Source organism: Buttiauxella cochleicola (assembly GCF_021282435.1).
In the GTDB taxonomy this organism is placed as follows: Bacteria; Pseudomonadota; Gammaproteobacteria; order Enterobacterales; family Enterobacteriaceae; genus Buttiauxella; species Buttiauxella massiliensis.
In genome coordinates this window covers 736,060-752,333 of the sequence record NZ_JAJSOT010000001.1, presented here as the reverse complement: position 1 = coordinate 752,333, position 16,274 = coordinate 736,060, and the positions used below count along the sequence as shown (strand labels likewise).

15 protein-coding genes are annotated in these 16,274 nt (G+C 50.1%); 7 read left to right on the top strand and 8 right to left on the bottom strand.

Annotated features, from left to right (window positions below; all coding sequences use genetic code 11):
* Positions 1 to 292 precede the first annotated feature (292 nt).
* Complete coding sequence (gene cho / locus LVQ77_RS03405) at positions 293 to 1,120, bottom strand: excinuclease Cho (protein ID WP_232903677.1); 828 nt, start codon at positions 1,118 to 1,120, stop codon at positions 293 to 295.
* Positions 1,121 to 1,835: 715 nt separating this feature from the next.
* Here cho and pntA point away from each other — a divergent pair.
* The 3 genes from pntA (at position 1,836) to LVQ77_RS03390 (ending at position 5,220) form a co-directional block, all read left to right on the top strand.
* Complete coding sequence (pntA, locus tag LVQ77_RS03400) at positions 1,836 to 3,365, top strand: Re/Si-specific NAD(P)(+) transhydrogenase subunit alpha (protein ID WP_151993336.1); 1,530 nt, start codon at positions 1,836 to 1,838, stop codon at positions 3,363 to 3,365.
* Positions 3,366 to 3,375: 10 nt separating this feature from the next.
* Positions 3,376 to 4,764 carry a Re/Si-specific NAD(P)(+) transhydrogenase subunit beta gene (gene pntB, locus LVQ77_RS03395; protein ID WP_064518602.1) on the top strand — a complete coding sequence of 463 codons (1,389 nt, stop codon included), beginning with the start codon at positions 3,376 to 3,378 and terminating at the stop codon, positions 4,762 to 4,764.
* 306 nt (positions 4,765 to 5,070) lie between these two features.
* On the top strand, positions 5,071 to 5,220 hold the full coding sequence (locus LVQ77_RS03390; RefSeq protein ID WP_232903676.1) for a Hok/Gef family protein: 150 nt from the start codon (positions 5,071 to 5,073) through the stop codon (positions 5,218 to 5,220).
* 139 nt (positions 5,221 to 5,359) lie between these two features.
* On the opposite strand, the gene uspE is transcribed toward LVQ77_RS03390, so the two are convergent.
* From uspE to LVQ77_RS03360, 6 genes are all read right to left on the bottom strand, one after another.
* Positions 5,360 to 6,310 (bottom strand): universal stress protein UspE, encoded by a 951-nt coding sequence (gene uspE / locus LVQ77_RS03385; protein WP_064554050.1) that lies wholly within the window; start codon positions 6,308 to 6,310, stop codon positions 5,360 to 5,362.
* A gap of 136 nt (positions 6,311 to 6,446) precedes the next feature.
* Positions 6,447 to 7,199, bottom strand: coding sequence for a fumarate/nitrate reduction transcriptional regulator Fnr (gene fnr / locus LVQ77_RS03380; RefSeq protein WP_134183258.1), 753 nt, complete (start codon positions 7,197 to 7,199; stop codon positions 6,447 to 6,449).
* A 198-nt stretch (positions 7,200 to 7,397) separates the two neighbouring features.
* Positions 7,398 to 7,913 carry a methylated-DNA--[protein]-cysteine S-methyltransferase gene (gene ogt, locus LVQ77_RS03375; protein ID WP_232903675.1) on the bottom strand — a complete coding sequence of 172 codons (516 nt, stop codon included), beginning with the start codon at positions 7,911 to 7,913 and terminating at the stop codon, positions 7,398 to 7,400.
* A 16-nt stretch (positions 7,914 to 7,929) separates the two neighbouring features.
* Positions 7,930 to 9,453, bottom strand: a complete 1,524-nt coding sequence (gene abgT, locus LVQ77_RS03370) for a p-aminobenzoyl-glutamate transporter (RefSeq protein WP_232903674.1) — start codon at positions 9,451 to 9,453, stop codon at positions 7,930 to 7,932.
* Between the two features lie 42 nt (positions 9,454 to 9,495).
* Positions 9,496 to 10,941: a M20 family metallopeptidase gene (locus tag LVQ77_RS03365; protein ID WP_232903673.1), complete on the bottom strand. Its 1,446-nt coding sequence runs from the start codon at positions 10,939 to 10,941 to the stop codon at positions 9,496 to 9,498.
* A complete protein-coding gene (locus LVQ77_RS03360) occupies positions 10,941 to 12,251 on the bottom strand; it encodes a M20 family metallo-hydrolase (protein ID WP_232903672.1) in 1,311 nt (436 codons plus the stop codon). The genes LVQ77_RS03365 and LVQ77_RS03360 overlap by 1 nt, the downstream gene beginning before the upstream one ends.
* Before the next feature lie 175 nt (positions 12,252 to 12,426).
* On the opposite strand from LVQ77_RS03360, the gene LVQ77_RS03355 reads away from it, so the two are divergent.
* Positions 12,427 to 13,323, top strand: a complete 897-nt coding sequence (locus LVQ77_RS03355; protein WP_232864468.1) for a LysR family transcriptional regulator — start codon at positions 12,427 to 12,429, stop codon at positions 13,321 to 13,323.
* 57 nt (positions 13,324 to 13,380) lie between these two features.
* Positions 13,381 to 13,944: a DNA endonuclease SmrA gene (smrA, locus tag LVQ77_RS03350; RefSeq protein ID WP_232903671.1), complete on the top strand. Its 564-nt coding sequence runs from the start codon at positions 13,381 to 13,383 to the stop codon at positions 13,942 to 13,944.
* Here the strand turns inward: smrA and LVQ77_RS03345 are convergent.
* Complete coding sequence (locus tag LVQ77_RS03345) at positions 13,941 to 14,753, bottom strand: IclR family transcriptional regulator domain-containing protein (RefSeq protein WP_232864470.1); 813 nt, start codon at positions 14,751 to 14,753, stop codon at positions 13,941 to 13,943. The two genes, smrA and LVQ77_RS03345, sit on opposite strands and share 4 nt — an antisense overlap.
* Positions 14,754 to 14,923: 170 nt before the next feature.
* Here LVQ77_RS03345 and LVQ77_RS03340 point away from each other — a divergent pair, with 170 nt between their 5' ends.
* Together LVQ77_RS03340 and LVQ77_RS03335 are read left to right on the top strand one after the other, a co-directional pair.
* Entirely contained in the window at positions 14,924 to 15,607 is a 684-nt protein-coding gene (locus tag LVQ77_RS03340) for a 3-oxoacid CoA-transferase subunit A (RefSeq protein WP_232864471.1), read from the top strand.
* A 10-nt stretch (positions 15,608 to 15,617) separates the two neighbouring features.
* The gene (locus LVQ77_RS03335; protein WP_232903670.1) at positions 15,618 to 16,274 is read left to right on the top strand and encodes a 3-oxoacid CoA-transferase subunit B; all 657 of its coding nucleotides are present in this window, start codon (positions 15,618 to 15,620) and stop codon (positions 16,272 to 16,274) included.

Sequence of the window (16,274 nt, the reverse complement as noted above, 5' to 3'; positions counted from 1 at the left end):
CTTGCGTTATCAAGTTAACTTATTGATAAAATGGCATAATAGGGACATGGTAGCCGTTTATGCATTACCAATCTTGCTATTCAAAAGACTGACTTGATCAGCATCTAATCCTGAAATCCACGCAGAGTAGACCGTATATACCATTTGCGCATTCTCGTGTCCCATCTGTCCGGCGATAAAAGCAGGATTTGTACCAGCTGAAACCGCCCAGTAAGGGTATATATGCCGAGTTTGGTAAGTACGGTGGTTATCTCAACAAAGATATGAAGCAAAGAGCAGTAGAATTTGCCAGTCAGTCTAGCTCAACGATTTTTACGGCATCGCTCTGGAAAACATATCGACAAAGAATCTTGTAACTGTCCCGGTCAAAATGTGAGGGGGGAGTAACCATTGCTTTACCTGACTCCAGAGTGTTTACCGTTCCCAAATACAGCCAGTTATTCAATATATGGTACTCAGTTTGATCTCCTGATTTCTCTTTTATAGCAATGCGTCCAGGGTATGGCCAACTCCGGACTCTTATCGATTCAAGAGAACTTCTAAGCCGTTCCTGGTGATGCTCAATAGTCTCTTTCCCGCAACACGCACCCGCACATTTGTTCAACGAGAAACGGAAACACGGCCTGCCAGCAGTCAACTTTTCAAGGCCTAATACCCCACAACAAAGTTGTTCCTTGTCTGCCAACTCTCTTAACTGGTCTATAGCTGCATGCCTGGTTTTAAACAGCCCAAATAAGCCATTAACATTTGTGAAGTCGGTTTCGCTGCTGAATACAAATTGTGTTGTTTGGTCAGTAATACGAAGAGAACAAAGCTTTCTCGTCACTCGTAACCTTTTGTTGAAGAGTGGGCTGTGATTCTTTATGAGTTGGGACTCAAGTAACAGGGCGCCAATCTCACCAATGGTTTGGTGAAATTCAATACGAGTGGTCATGTGCAGTAATTTCGCTTCAGATTGTGTTCTGAAATGCGACTGAACACGACTACGAATGTTGATGCTTTTCCCGATGTAGAGAGGAAAGCTTTGATCCGAACCGTAGAAAATATATACACCAGGACTTGATGGAAGAGTTTTAAGTATATGACGAAGATGCTCTGGATACTGGTACTGTAGGGTCATGCTTTTATTAGCTAATTTATTTGAAAGTGGGGTTGATCAAAGGCGGCTGCTTGAGACGTCTGTAGATTGCGCGTGTTTTAATCAGTTCATCGTAATGTTCTCTCATCATTCATGCAACTTTATGGCGTGTGTTAATTCCGCATAGGATTGGTTTGTTTCATTGCTTTTATCGCGGACTGAGGCTTCAGATAAAGGGCTTAAAATTCGGTGTTCTATGACGAAAGGGGCATGAAAAGTGGAAAAAATTGTGTAAGTTGGCAGGCTTAAGGTTGTAGGTTGCAACGTGTAACTGCCTGCGGTATCTCGCACCCTGCAATTATTGATTTCAGCTACTTTTCATAACGAAAATTTATAGCTTCATAAAAGAGTGCTTTGACCAGTAAAAGTGGTAAAGCTTACAACTTAATTGGTTAATGTAATGTTAAATGTGCAATTTACAGCGGCGCAGAATCGTGAATTGCCGCACTGATGAAGCGTATTATCAGGTGTTGTAGATGAAAATTAGTCGAAAAGAGCTGTCTTAAGGCCCTGGAGCTAAATTTTTACGATAATGATACAAATACTGAGATCCTGATCTAGATCACAGGCGTTATTTTCAGTAGGTTATAAATAGTTTGTTACAGATGTATTTTTAATTGACCTGGTAACGGAACTGACGATTGCCAAGGCAATGTCTGACAAACCATCAACAAAAAATCAGATGGAAGGGAATACTATGCGTATTGGGGTACCAAAAGAGCGGTGGGCGGGCGAATCCCGCGTGGCAGCCACGCCAAAAACAGTGGAGCAATTGCTGAAACTGGGCTTCACCGTCACAGTCGAAAGCGGCGCGGGTAAACTGGCGAGCTTTGATGACGAAGCATTTGTACAAGTTGGCGCGACCATTTCAGATACCGCTGACGTCTGGCAATCTGACATCGTTCTGAAAGTGAATGCACCGCAAGATAGCGAAATTGAGCTATTGCGTGAAGGTTCCACGCTGGTGAGCTTCATCTGGCCTGCTCAGAATCCTGAGTTGCTCGAAAAGCTTGCCGCTAAAAATGTCACCGTAATGGCGATGGATTCCGTGCCACGTATTTCACGTGCGCAGTCGCTCGATGCCCTAAGTTCAATGGCTAACATTGCGGGTTATCGGGCAATTGTTGAAGCCGCTCATGAATTTGGCCGCTTCTTTACCGGGCAAATTACCGCTGCGGGCAAAGTACCACCGGCGAAAGTGATGGTCATCGGTGCTGGTGTTGCGGGCCTTGCGGCGATTGGTGCAGCCAACAGCCTTGGTGCTATTGTGCGCGCCTTCGATACTCGTCCAGAAGTTAAAGAACAAGTGCAAAGTATGGGTGCTGAGTTCCTTGAACTGGACTTTAAAGAAGAAGCAGGCAGCGGTGATGGCTACGCCAAAGTGATGTCTGAAGCCTTCATTAAAGCCGAAATGGAGTTGTTTGCAGCCCAGGCGAAAGAAGTCGACATCATCGTTACTACGGCGTTGATCCCAGGCAAACCGGCTCCAAAACTTATCACCCGTGAAATGGTTGACTCCATGCAAGCGGGCAGCGTGATTGTCGATCTTGCAGCGCAAAACGGTGGTAACTGCGAATATACCGTTGCCGACCAGGTGACTGTAACGCCAAACGGTGTGAAAGTTATTGGTTACACCGATCTGCCAGGACGCCTACCAACGCAATCCTCTCAACTTTACGGTACCAACCTGGTTAACTTGCTGAAACTGCTCTGCAAAGAGAAAGATGGCAATACCGTGATTGATTTTGAAGATGTTGTCATTCGTGGTGTGACGGTTATTCGTGATGGAGAAGTCACCTGGCCGGCACCGCCAATTCAGGTTTCTGCACAGCCTCAAGCTGCGGCGAAGAAAGCCGCTGTTCCTGTCGAAGATAAAAAACCGGCTTCACCATGGCGCAAATATGCGTTTATGGCGTTGGCGATCATTCTGTTCGGCTGGCTTGCTGACGTTGCGCCTAAAGAGTTCCTCGGCCACTTCACCGTGTTTGCGCTGGCGTGTGTTGTTGGTTACTACGTTGTATGGAATGTTTCACACGCTCTACATACGCCCCTGATGTCGGTCACTAACGCCATTTCAGGGATTATTGTGGTGGGTGCATTGCTGCAAATTGGTCATGGCGGCTGGGTTAGCTTCCTGAGCTTTGTTGCCGTACTGATTGCCAGTATCAATATTTTTGGTGGTTTCACCGTCACTCAGCGCATGCTGAAAATGTTCCGGAAGAACTAAGGGGTAACACATGTCTGGTGGATTAGTTACAGCAGCATACATTGTTGCCGCTATTCTGTTTATTTTCAGCCTGGCGGGGCTGTCAAAACACGAAACATCTAAGCAGGGCAACTTGTTCGGTATGGCCGGTATGGGTATCGCATTGGTTGCGACCATCTTCGGGCCAGAAACTGGCAACGTTGTCTGGATTATCGTTGCCATGGTGATTGGTGGTGCCATCGGTATCCATCTTGCCAAGAAAGTAGAAATGACCGAGATGCCGGAGTTGGTAGCAATTTTGCACAGCTTCGTGGGTCTGGCTGCGGTTCTGGTTGGCTTTAACAGCTATCTGGATCATGCTCCTGGCCTTGAGCCGATTATGGAAAACATCCACTTAACGGAAGTCTTCCTCGGTATCTTTATTGGTGCGGTGACCTTCACGGGTTCCATTGTGGCGTTTGGTAAGCTGCGCGGTAAGATTTCCTCTAAACCGTTAATGTTGCCACATCGTCATAAACTGAACCTCGCGGCGCTGGTTGTTTCCTTCGCTATGCTCATCATCTTCGTGCGTACTGAAAGCGTTGGCTTGCAAGTATTAGCATTGCTGGTGATGACTATCATCGCACTGATTGTTGGCTGGCACCTGGTTGCGTCAATTGGTGGTGCAGATATGCCAGTTGTCGTCTCAATGCTGAACTCCTACTCCGGTTGGGCAGCAGCAGCAGCTGGTTTTATGCTCAGCAATGACTTGCTGATTGTAACCGGTGCATTGGTTGGTTCTTCCGGTGCGATTCTGTCTTACATCATGTGTAAGGCAATGAACCGTTCCTTCATCAGCGTAATTGCCGGTGGTTTTGGTACTGACGGTTCTTCTACTGGTGAAGATGACGAAGTCGGTGAGCATCGTGAAATCACAGCTGAAGACACAGCAGACATGCTGAAAAACTCAACGTCTGTGATCATTACTCCAGGGTACGGCATGGCTGTTGCGCAGGCGCAATATCCGGTGGCAGAGATTACTGAGAAGCTGCGTGCGCGTGGTATCAAAGTTCGCTTCGGTATCCACCCGGTTGCTGGGCGTTTGCCAGGCCATATGAACGTTCTGTTGGCTGAAGCTCGTGTTCCGTACGATGTGGTTCTGGAAATGGATGAAATCAACGATGATTTCACCGATACCGACACAGTTCTGGTTATCGGCGCGAATGACACCGTTAACCCGGCCGCGCTTGAAGATCCGCGCAGCCCAATCGCTGGTATGCCAGTGCTGGAAGTGTGGAAGGCGCAAAACGTAATCGTCTTTAAACGTTCAATGAACACAGGTTACGCAGGTGTGCAGAACCCGCTGTTCTTTAAAGAGAATACTCAAATGCTGTTTGGCGATGCCAAAGCCAGCGTTGAAGCGATTCTTAAAGCGCTCTAGTTTTTTTTATAATAGTGCGAGCCGCATACCATAACCGCCTTTCGGGGCGGTTTTTTTCCGCGTGTCCATCACTCAAGTGAATGAAATATTACATTTAACTGACTGAATATATAGAAAAATAATGTAGATGAGAGAAGGTGTGAGGAGTAAAGTATCACCGGGTGCTGAAGCTGTTTGCTTCAATGCCAGTGGTGAGAAGCAGACAGAAAAAAGCCCCGAGTTAGTTAAACCAACCCGAGGCCCTCTCATGCATAGACACCATGATAGTAGCCTCTTCACTTTGTGTTTGCAACGCAGGAGGCGAAGATGTCGTCAAAGAACAGGTTGTTCACCGTTATCATTATCTGTTTGACAATTCTCATGATTATTTTTCTGGTGAAAGATTCACTGTGTGAATTTCACTATCGAAAAGGAGGCATTGAGATGGCGGCATTCTTAGCTTGTCACAAGTCGTAATCGTGAAGTTTTGAGGTCAGTGGCGGGAATGAACATTTCCCGCCACACATGGGTATCTGGTATGAGATTCAGCACGCCACCCAACAAAAAGCCCGTTCAGATTAATGAACGGGCTTTTCTTTACCGATTGAACGACAAATCAATCGTCTTCTTCATCATCCATTTCTACCGGTGTTTGGTAATCATCAGGTTTGATGACCAGCAAATCGCAGCGCAAATGGTCGATAACTTGTTCGGCAGTATTGCCAAGGAATGCAGCAGAAAGACCGGTGCGTCCTACAGTGCCGAGCACCACAATACCCGCTTGCAAATGTTCCGCGAGATCAGGAATAACCTCTTCTGGTAATCCTTTCTCGACGTGAGTCATTTTCTCATCGATTCCAAATTTTTGGCGTAACGCTTTCATCGCAACTAAATGCTGGCCGCGAATGGCATCGTTATAAACGCTTGGATCAAAATCAGGGAGTTCGATGGCGATGTTAATTGGAGTAATTGGATAAGCACCAACGAGGTGAACTTCAGTGTGGTTAACATCCTCGGCCAGGCGAATAGTCTCTTTAACCAGCTTTTCATTGAGCGCGTTGTGGTATTGCTCTTCACTGGCAAGGTTGACCGCAACGACCGCTCGGCCGCCTTCAGGCCACGGTTTTTCATTAACCATCCATACCGGGCTTGGGCACTTACGCAGCAGATGCCAGTCGGTTGGTGTGAAAATTACCGCTTCCAGTTTATCGTGCTGATGCGTCATTTTGAGCACCAGGTCATGACCACCGCTGATCACTTCCTGAATAATCGCCTCGAAGGGACGATTATGCCAAACCACTTTAATCTCAATCGGTACACCCGAATCGATGTAGTACTGGGCTTGTTCTTTTATCCAGGCCGCACGCTGGCTAATCACGCCTTTGCGCATAGCTGTGCGTTCATCTGGTGACAGAAGGGTGGTCATTTCGTAGGAAAAATCATAGATAGGCAGAAATGCTTTGATCCTGCCACCAATCCGTTGATGCAAATAAACAGCACGCCGCAGGGCGGGTTGATCGTCCTGATTAGGATCTATAGCGACTAGCATGTTTTGATACTTTGCCATACAGGTCTCCTTACAACTGCTTAACCACAGTCTGTAAATTAAGATTAACCCATATGTGATGAATGAAACAGGTGATAAGTCTCTGTGGGATCAATAAATCAGGAAAATTTTATGATCCCACATAGGAAAGCAGATACTAGGCAACGTTACGCGATTGACCAGCGAGTTGTGCAAGAAGATCGATATTTTCGATGGTAATGTACTTACCTTTCACCGCCAGCATGCCACTTTTCTGGAAACGGCCTAACAGGCGACTAATGGTTTCCACCGTCAGCCCAAGATAGTTACCGATATCGCCACGAGTCATGGTCAGACGGAATTCCCGAGGGGAGAAACCGCGCTGGGCAAAGCGACGTGAAAGATTATAAATAAATGCGGCCAGACGCTCTTCTGCATTCTTTTTGGAAAGCAGCAGGATCATATCCTGGTCACCCTTAATTTCGCCGCTCATCAAACGCATCATCTGCTGGCGCAGATTTGGCATTTTACCCGACAAATCATCAAGGGTTTCAAATGGGATTTCGCAAACCATTGAGGTTTCAAGTGCTTGCGCAAAGCTTGGGTGCATACCCGTGCCAATAGCGTCAAAGCCCACAAGATCGCCTGCTAAATGGAAGCCGGTAATTTGCTCGTCACCTTGCTCAGTAATGGTGTAGCTCTTGATGGTCCCTGAACGAATTGCGTACAGCGACTTCAGCTCATCACCAGCCTTAAACAGGGTTTGTCCTTTCTGAATAGGCTTCTTACGCTCGATGATATTATCAAGCTGATCAAGCTCATGTTCATTGAGCGTGAAGGGGATGCATAATTGGCTGATGCTGCAATCCTGGCAATGGATAGCACAACCGCCAGACTGAATGCGTCGAATAATTCGCTTTTCAGGGATCATAGATATGCTCGGGCCGTTATTGATATTGGTCAATTTTAACATCTTTTTCTTGAGCACGTAAGTATGATGAAAGCGCATTCAGAATATATCAGCTAATAACCCTGTGGTTATAGAGCTATCCTATTGAAATTAATAGAACTGTATATTAATCCATATTATTATTGTGTGAATAAAGAACATTCCTCTGCGCTTAGGGTGCTACAGCAACAAATATCCTTCATGCCGCAGTAACCACTCTTTCCTGCTTACGCCTCCCGCATAACCCGTCATTGTGCCATTACGGCCAATCACTCGATGACATGGAACCACCACGCTGACCGGGTTTGAACCATTTGCAGCACCCACTGCACGCGCTGCACCCGGCCTGCCAAGTTGGTCTGCTAACTGTCCGTAATGCATAACCTGTCCGCAAGGGATTGCGCGCAACGTTTGCCACACTTCGCGCTGAAATGCCGTTCCCGCCGTCGCGGTAGGGAGCGTTTCAATCACCGCTAAATCACCCTCAAAATAATCGCGCAGCTTGCCGCTTAACCCATCTGGATCCGTGCAAGCCACACGTTGATAGCCGCCAGAGCCATAATGAAGACCCAGTAATTGCACCATTCTGTCGTTATGTTCTTCCCATTCCACCGCACGCAAATGGTACTGCTCGTCGCAAATGACCCATAACGGCCCTAATGGTGTAACGATCTTGTCTTCCAGCAATGTCAGCATTGTTCGCTCCGGTTAATTAAAGATGCGGGTAAACTCCCGGCCCAATCGGCAAGCCAACAAGATACCACGCCACCAATAGCAGCAACCAGACACCCAAAAAGATGAGGGGATAAGGTAATACTAAAGAGTAATAAGTCCCTAATTTGGCATCGGGTTTATAACGTTGCAGGAAGCCTAAGAATAATGGAATAAACGGCGAAACCGGTGCCAGCGGGATAACCGAAGAGTCTGCCACGCGGAACAGAATTTGCGCGAACGCGGGGTGGAAGCCCAGCATCATAAACATCGGCACGAAAATCGGTGCCAGAATCGACCAGATAGCCGAACCGCTGGCGATAAACATACACAGGAACGACGAAAGCAATGCCAGACCCAGGAAAGCAGGAATACCGTTTAGCCCGGAGCCTTCCAGCACGTCGGTCAGCCCGACCGCCATAAACTTGCCCATATTGCTCCAGTTGAACATCGCCACAAATTGCGCCAACGGGAACACCATCACGATAAAACCGGCCATCTCCTTCATCGGCTCAATCATGAGCTGCGGCAAATCAGCCTGTTTACGAATCTTCCCCGTCGCGATCCCATAAGCCAGCGAGATAACAAAAAAGAACATAATAATCAGCGGCACAATTCCGCTAATAAATGGCGATGGGATAATCGTGCCTTTCACCGGATCACGCAGCAAACTGTTTTCCGGAATTAAAAGCAGGGCGATAACTGCAATAAACAACAGCGACACAATCCCGGTGACGCGTAATCCAAAGCGTTGTACATCATCAAGTTGTTGCAGTTTTTCTTTGTTTTCACCTTGCCATTTCCCCAGGCGCGGCTCGACGATTTTATCGGTGATCAGGCCGCCGACAATCGACAGAACCAACACCGAGGTCGCCATAAAATACCAATTATCAATCACGCTAACGTGCATCGCGGGATCGATGGTATGCGCGGCTTCGGTGCTAATGCCCGAAAGCAGCACATCGGTTGTCACGATCAGTAAATTCGCGGTAAACCCGCAGCCCACGCCCGCAATGGCTGCCAGCAATCCGGCGACCGGATGGCGACCCACCGCCAGGAAGATGAGCGCCCCCATCGGCGGCATAATCACCAGCGCGGCATCTGAAGAAATATGGCTGAAGAAGGCGATAAACAGCACCATATAACTGGCGTAACGTGCACTCACATGGGACGCCATTTTCACCATCAAACTCGGTAACAACCCGACGCGCTCCGCCAGGCCCGCCCCTAAAACCAAAGCCAGAATCGCTCCTAACGGCGCAAACCCGCTGAAGTTCTTAATCACGTTTGGCAAAAACCAGTGCACACCATCTGCGCTCAGCAAGTTTTTGACCTGCACCATGCTGCCGTCAGCGGGGTTACGAACACTGACGTTGAAAGCAGAAAGCACGGCGGTGCTCACAGACAAAACAACAATCAAATAAACAAACAGCAAAAAAGGATGGGGCACTTTATTGCCAATTTTTTCTACAAGGCTGTACAGCTTGCCAGAGCCGGAGTGCGCGGGTATGGAGGACATACTCATGGGCTTACCTCGGGTGAAGTTGCGATATTGTGTTTTATATAATTATTTTAAAGGTGACGGTGTCACGCCTTCCGGGATCGGGCACTGATAAGGGCGTTCGGCGAGTTGTGCGTGCAACTCGCTTTGGCAGCCTTCCAATATCTTCGGATTTGCAAACAATTGCAGAGCGGTTGCCGCCATCACTTTACCCGCATGTAACATCCCTTTATGGGCAATCGACGTGCGTCCCTGGCTCACTAATTGCCAGGTGTGCAGCGGGGTGCCGACGGTAAAGCACGGGCTAAAGCATTGTGCGACTGGCACTTTCCAACTCACATCGCCAACGTCCGTGGAACCCGGCAAAATTTTGTCATTTGGGGCATAGGGCGCAATTTCGTTAATCAACAACGTTTCACGATGGCGACGCGCAAACGCTTTTCCCTCTTCATTGGAGGTATTAGCAATATTATTTAAGCTGTTTTGCAGGTCATTTTCGGTCAACGTCGCGCGAATTTGTTTGGCGAATGCCAGTTCTTCCTCGCTCCATTGTGGCAGGCCAAGGGCTTGTAAAGCCTCGTACATCACGCTCTCAAGCTGGCGGTTGGGCAGGTAATTTGAACAGGCTTTATCAAAACGCACTTTCACCGAGGTTTCAGTCATCAGCGCTGCACCTTCGGCGATTTTATTGATGCGCTCATAAATATGCTGTGCCTGGGCCATTTCCGGGGCACGAATCAAATACAATACTTCGGCCTGCGCCTGCACCACATTCGGCGAAATCCCTCCGGTATTCGTAATGGCGTAATGCACACGCGCTTTTTCGATGATGTGCTCGTTGAGGAAGTTAGTGCCGGTGGTCATCAGCGTCACCGCATCTAATGCGCTACGCCCGAGATGCGGTGAGTTTGCGGCATGTGCCGCAATTCCGTGGAAGCGATACGCCACCTGAATGTTCGCCAGCGAACTGGTGCTGAACATCCCGGCATACGCTTCCGGGTGCCAGGTCACGGCCGCGTCCACGTCGTCAAACAACCCTTCGCGCACCATAAAGGTTTTGCCGGAACCGCCTTCTTCGCCTGGGCAGCCGTAAAATCGTACCGTTCCGCCAGAGCCATACTGTTCAAGCCAGTTCTTCACCGCCACCGCACCTGCAAAGGCCGCCGTGCCGAGTAAATTGTGACCGCAACCGTGTCCGTTAGCATCTTCAACCAGCGGATTTGGTGATGCCTCGCCTGAGCACTGGCTTAATCCCGCCAGCGCATCGTATTCGCCGAGCAGGGCGATAACGGGTTTACCGGAACCGAAACTTGCCACAAACGCGGTTTCGATATTCCCGGCATTGCGCTCAACACTGAAACCCTCTGCTTCCAGCGCGCAGGCCAGGCGTTCCGCAGACCAGTGCTCTTCAAAACGAGTTTCCGGGTGATCCCAGATATCATCGGCAATGGCGGTAAACTCGCCACGTTTTGCTTCAATCGCATCATCGACAAACTGATAAATCGAACTCATCACACACCTCGCGGCCATGGGAAATTAAGTGCAAGGCGGGCCATGGTATTCACGGCAACTTCCATCACGTTTTCATCAAAATCAAACTTCTCATTGTGATGTCCGGCGCTCAATTCGGTGCCGAACACCATATAAGAGGCTTTGCCGCCTTGTTCCTGCACGCGCGCCATCATCAACGTCGCATCTTCGGAACCTGCTGCGCCTTTTACGGTGTCGACCACTTCTTTTACGCCGTTCACCTCTAACGCCTGTTGGTGGATAAATGCCACCCATTCTGGAGATGGCACGCTGCTGGTCGCGGCACCCATTAACTTCACGTCAGCTTCGATGCCATACATCGTTGCCGCTCCGCGAATGATTTCCTGTGCCCGGTCAAACACATAGTCATTGATTGCGCTGGTTTCGCCACGAGTTTCCACTTTCAATAAAGCCTGCGCGGGAACCACGTTGCGCCCGCTGCCAGCCTGCAAAACGCCGACGTTAACGCGTGATGCGCCCGCACTGTGCGGCGCGATGCTGTGCAAAGCCAGTGCGGTTTGCGCGGCGGCGAGCAGGGCGTTACGGCCTTCTTCCGGCTTGCCGCCCGCGTGTGCCGCGATGCCTGTGAATTGCACATCAAACTTGGTGGTTGCCATAAAGTTATCACTGCCGCACACCACTGTGCCGGAAGGGATGCCAGTGCCGATGTGAATCGCCGTAAAGTAGTCGATATTATCGAGCGCACCAGCTGCCACCATGGCGCGAGCGCCACGAGTACCTTCTTCGGCAGGCTGGAAAATGAGTTTGATAGTGCCGTTTAACTGGCTGGAAAACTGCTGCAAAACGGTGGCCAGCCCGAGGCCAATCGCCGTGTGTCCGTCATGGCCGCAGGCGTGCATCATTCCGGCATTACACGAAGCGAAACCTTCGGCAAACGGGCGGTGCGCAGGCTGGAGCATCTCGCCTAAATCCAGCGCGTCCATATCCACGCGAAACGCGATAGTTGGGCCGGGGCGGCCCGTTTCCAGAGTGGCTACAACCCCGGTAAATCCGCCGGAAAAATGGTGGAGCCATTGCGGTAATGCGCCTTGTTCCAGCGCACGTTGTTCTTCACGTGCCAGTACTTCAGCCGATGGCAGCCCCATGCGCGCTGCGTCATCAATCACATCACGACCTAACGCCAGCTGATAACCTAATTGATGTAGCGTCTCAGCAACCAGCGTGGCGGTGCGAAACTCCAGCCAGCCAGACTCGGCAAAATGGTGAAAATCACGCCGCCAGTGCTGCATGCGCGGAGCCAGTTCATGTACTGCCAGTTCTAATTGCGACATAACCCATCCTGTATAAGCATCTTCTGTGATCAACTTCACGCTGTGATAGTTTTTACTTATCGCTCAGCGATATTTGGTAGTTTTCGCCGTCATGGGATTACCCTGGCACAGGAGATTGAATTACAGTAGATGCTAAATTCTTTCGGCTGATAGCTAATGGTTATCAGGAGGCAATGTGACCTTCCAGGTTAAGCTCCATCAAATCCGCGCGTTCGTGGCGGTGACGCAAAATGGCAGCATTCGCGGAGCCAGCCGGGCGTTAAACATTTCGCAGCCCGCGCTCACAAAATCGATAAAAGAATTAGAAGAAGGGATGTCGGCACGTCTGTTTATCCGGCGCAGCCAGGGCGTGGCGTTGACCGAATGCGGCGAAAGTTTTTACTCTCACGCACGCTTGATTCTCGAAGAGTTACGCGCCGCACAGGAAGATATTTTGCAGCGTCAGGGGCAACTTGCGGGGCAAATCAATATCGGTTTGGGGGCGAGTGTTTCCCGCACATTAATGCCGCCAGTTATCACCGCGTTTCATCAAAAACACCCGCAAGTGAAAGTGCGCATTATGGAAGGGCAACTGGTGTCGATGATCAACTCGCTGCGCCAGGGCGAGCTGGATTTCACCATCAACACCTATTATCAGGGACCCTACGACCAGGAATTTACCTTTGAACGGCTGTTTGAAAAACCGTTCGCCATCTTTGGTCGCGAGGATCATCCGGCAATTAACGCCACATCAATAAAAGAACTCCTGCACTACAACTGGACGCTGCCAACGCCACGCGGCAGTTACTACAAACAACTGGAAGAGTTATTCCATAAGCGCTCAGAAATTCCCAATGTCAGCGTGTTCTGCGAAACCTTTTCGGCCTGCATCAGCCTGGTGGCACAAAGTGATTTCCTCAGTATTTTGCCCGCCGAACTAGGCGATGACCCGTTGTTGGCGCACCGACTCAAACAAATCAAAATCGTCGAAACGCTACCGAACGCCACTTACTATTTGATTCAGCGGCGTGATGTGACCCAGGCTCCGTTAACCACCGCGCTTATCAATCAATTTCGCCGCGAATGCCGTTGAGCCACGGCACATCGGCGGCTATAGTGACTCCTGAATAAAGCCTGGAGGATTTTGCCCATGAACCTTGACGAAAAATCGCTGTTTCTCGACGCGATGGAAGACGTGAAACCGCTGAAAGATTGCAACAGCAGCCAGTGGTTAAAACCGGTCAAAGAGAAAGTGGTGCAAAAGCCCGACACGCTTCAATTAGATAACTTCCTCACCACCGGTTTTCTGGAAATTATTCCGCTCGCCGCACCGCTGGAATTTAAGCGTGAAGGGCTACAAACCGGCGTACTGGATAAACTGCGACATGGCAAATACAAACAAGAAGCAAGCCTGAACCTGATTCGCCAGCCGGTTGAAAAGTGCCGTCAGATGATTTTTGCCTATATTCAGGAAGCCAAAAAAGACGGTTTGCGTAATTTGCTGATCGTTCATGGCAAAGGGCGTGAAGACAAATCACATGCCAATATCGTGCGCAGTTATCTCGCTCGTTGGCTGGTGGAATTTGAAGAAGTGCAGGCGTTTTGCAGCGCCATGCCGCATCACGGTGGCAGCGGGGCGTGTTACGTGGCGCTCAAAAAATCCGAGCAGGCGAAAGCCGAGAACTGGGAGCGCCACGCTAAACGCAGCCGTTAATCTGCCTTCAACAACAACGACAATTCCTGCGCTGCTTCCTGCAACTTAGGCAGTACACGGTTAAGCAATTCCTGCGCCGAAACCTGGCCTGCGTGAACGCCAACGTTGAGTGCGGCAACCACCGTTCCTTCAGGATTCACCAGTGGAACAGCAATCGAACGCAGCCCCATCTCCAGCTCCTGATCGTTAAGCGCGTAGCCCTGCTGGCGCACACGCTTCAACTCCTCGCGAAGCTTACTGACCGAATCCACCGTCTGCGGCGTATAACGAATCATCGTAATCCGCGCCAGGAAATCATTGAGTTGTTCTTCCGGCAAATAACTCAGCAACACGCGCCCCATGGACGTTGACCACGCGGGGAGGCGGCTGCCGATATCCAAATCAATGGTCATGATGCGTGAGCTGGAAGCGCGGGCGATATACAGAATATCGTCGCCATCCAGCGTTGCGATTGAACAGGACTCGTTGAGCATTTCACTCAGATGTTTGAGCACCGGTTGCGTTGATTTCGCCAGTGGCGTAGAGGCCAGATAAGCGTGGCCCAGCGATAAAATTCGCGGGCGTAATTGGTAGTATTTTCCGTCTTCGGCGTAGACAAAACCAAGCTTGCCCAGAGTGTACAAACAGCGTCGCACCGCAGCGCGAGGGATCCCGGTCTTCTGGCTAATTTGCGAAATAGACATTTGTCGCCGCTGTGGAGTGAATGCCTGAATTACTTCTAATCCACGAGCCAGGGATGCCATAAAATTCGGGTCGCCCTTAAAGGGATCGACTTCACCTGCTACCGGTTCATCACGTTGAATTTCCATTCCGTTCTCCTCAAATTTCGCCGTTGATCACACTCTGAAAACAAAGATACATGATGTTCGATAATCGCACTACATTTCGATTATCGCCCTTGACCAGCTTCGTTAAGCGAGTCACATTTTGTTCAAGAAACGCAATCTTGTGCGAATAAAGCACCCCAGGGAGAACCGTGATGATCAACAAAACTGTGGCTTCGCTTGAAGAAGCGGTTGCCGGAATTTTCGACGGAGCCACCATTATGATTGGTGGTTTTGGCACCGCCGGGCAGCCCACCCATCTGATTGATGCCCTGATAGAACAGGGGGCACGCGACCTGACAATCATCAACAACAACGCAGGCAATGGCGAAGTGGGGCTGGCGGCATTATTGAAAGCCGGGCGCGTGCACAAAATGGTGTGTTCCTTCCCACGTCAGGTGGATTCACAAATTTTTGATGACCTGTATCGACGCGGCAAAGTCGAACTGGAGCTGGTGCCACAAGGCAACCTGGCGGCGCGTATTCAGGCGGCAGGTTCGGGGTTAGGTGCGGTGTTTACGCCAACCGGTTTTGGAACGCCGCTCGCAGAAGGTAAAGAAACCCGTGAAATCGATGGCCGCCAGTACGTTCTCGAATACCCGCTAAAAGCTGATTTCGCTTTAATCAAAGCCTATGAAGGCGACCGCTGGGGCAATCTTGTCTACCGCAAAGCGGCGCGTAACTTTGGGCCAATCATGGCGACAGCTGCCACCGTCACCATCGCGGAAGTCAGCCGAATTATGCCGTTGGGCGAACTTGACCCGGAAAACATCATCACCCCCGGTATTTTCGTTAAACGCCTGGTCGCCGTCGAAAACTCGCTGGCGCAAAGCGCCTAAGGAGCTGGAAATGAAAAAACTCACTCGTGATGAAATGGCGCAGCGCGTGGCGCGTGATATTCCCGAAGGCGCATACGTGAACCTCGGCATCGGCCTGCCGACGCGCATTGCCAACTACCTTCCGGCAGATAAAGAAATCTTCCTGCACAGCGAAAATGGTCTGTTAGGTATGGGGCCAAAACCGGCTGAAGGGGAAGAAGATCCTGAGCTTATCAATGCCGGGAAAGAGTTTGTGACTTTGTTGACCGGTGGCTGCTATTTCCACCACGGCGACTCGTTCGCCATGATGCGCGGCGGCCATCTCGATATCTGCGTACTCGGCGCTTACCAGGTTTCCGCGCAAGGTGACCTGGCAAACTGGAGCACTGGCGCACCGGATGCCATTCCTGCCGTCGGCGGGGCGATGGACTTAGCCATTGGCGCACGCCAGGTCTTTGTGATGATGGATCATCTGACCCGCGACGGCGAATGCAAACTGGTGGATAGCTGTTCTTATCCACTCACCGGAATCGGCTGTGTCAGTCGTATTTATACCGACCTCGCAGTGATTGATATCACTGCACAGGGACCCGTGGTACGCGAAATCTTCAACGGCCTCTCTTTTGAAGAATTACAACGTATTACCCCGGTCACACTGGGCTTCGAACAACTGGCAGAAAGCGCGTAA

What these genes read in the sequence shown, in the direction of transcription:
- cho (WP_232903677.1), bottom strand. Translation starts at nt 1,120, where the DNA reads ATGACCCTACAGTACCAGTATCCAGAGCATCTTCGTCATATACTTAAA.
- pntA (WP_151993336.1), top strand. Translation starts at nt 1,836, where the DNA reads ATGCGTATTGGGGTACCAAAAGAGCGGTGGGCGGGCGAATCCCGCGTG.
- pntB (WP_064518602.1), top strand. Translation starts at nt 3,376, where the DNA reads ATGTCTGGTGGATTAGTTACAGCAGCATACATTGTTGCCGCTATTCTG.
- LVQ77_RS03390 (WP_232903676.1), top strand. Translation starts at nt 5,071, where the DNA reads ATGTCGTCAAAGAACAGGTTGTTCACCGTTATCATTATCTGTTTGACA.
- uspE (WP_064554050.1), bottom strand. Translation starts at nt 6,310, where the DNA reads ATGGCAAAGTATCAAAACATGCTAGTCGCTATAGATCCTAATCAGGAC.
- fnr (WP_134183258.1), bottom strand. Translation starts at nt 7,199, where the DNA reads ATGATCCCTGAAAAGCGAATTATTCGACGCATTCAGTCTGGCGGTTGT.
- ogt (WP_232903675.1), bottom strand. Translation starts at nt 7,913, where the DNA reads ATGCTGACATTGCTGGAAGACAAGATCGTTACACCATTAGGGCCGTTA.
- abgT (WP_232903674.1), bottom strand. Translation starts at nt 9,453, where the DNA reads ATGAGTATGTCCTCCATACCCGCGCACTCCGGCTCTGGCAAGCTGTAC.
- LVQ77_RS03365 (WP_232903673.1), bottom strand. Translation starts at nt 10,941, where the DNA reads ATGAGTTCGATTTATCAGTTTGTCGATGATGCGATTGAAGCAAAACGT.
- LVQ77_RS03360 (WP_232903672.1), bottom strand. Translation starts at nt 12,251, where the DNA reads ATGTCGCAATTAGAACTGGCAGTACATGAACTGGCTCCGCGCATGCAG.
- smrA (WP_232903671.1), top strand. Translation starts at nt 13,381, where the DNA reads ATGAACCTTGACGAAAAATCGCTGTTTCTCGACGCGATGGAAGACGTG.
- LVQ77_RS03345 (WP_232864470.1), bottom strand. Translation starts at nt 14,753, where the DNA reads ATGGAAATTCAACGTGATGAACCGGTAGCAGGTGAAGTCGATCCCTTT.
- LVQ77_RS03340 (WP_232864471.1), top strand. Translation starts at nt 14,924, where the DNA reads ATGATCAACAAAACTGTGGCTTCGCTTGAAGAAGCGGTTGCCGGAATT.
- LVQ77_RS03335 (WP_232903670.1), top strand. Translation starts at nt 15,618, where the DNA reads ATGAAAAAACTCACTCGTGATGAAATGGCGCAGCGCGTGGCGCGTGAT.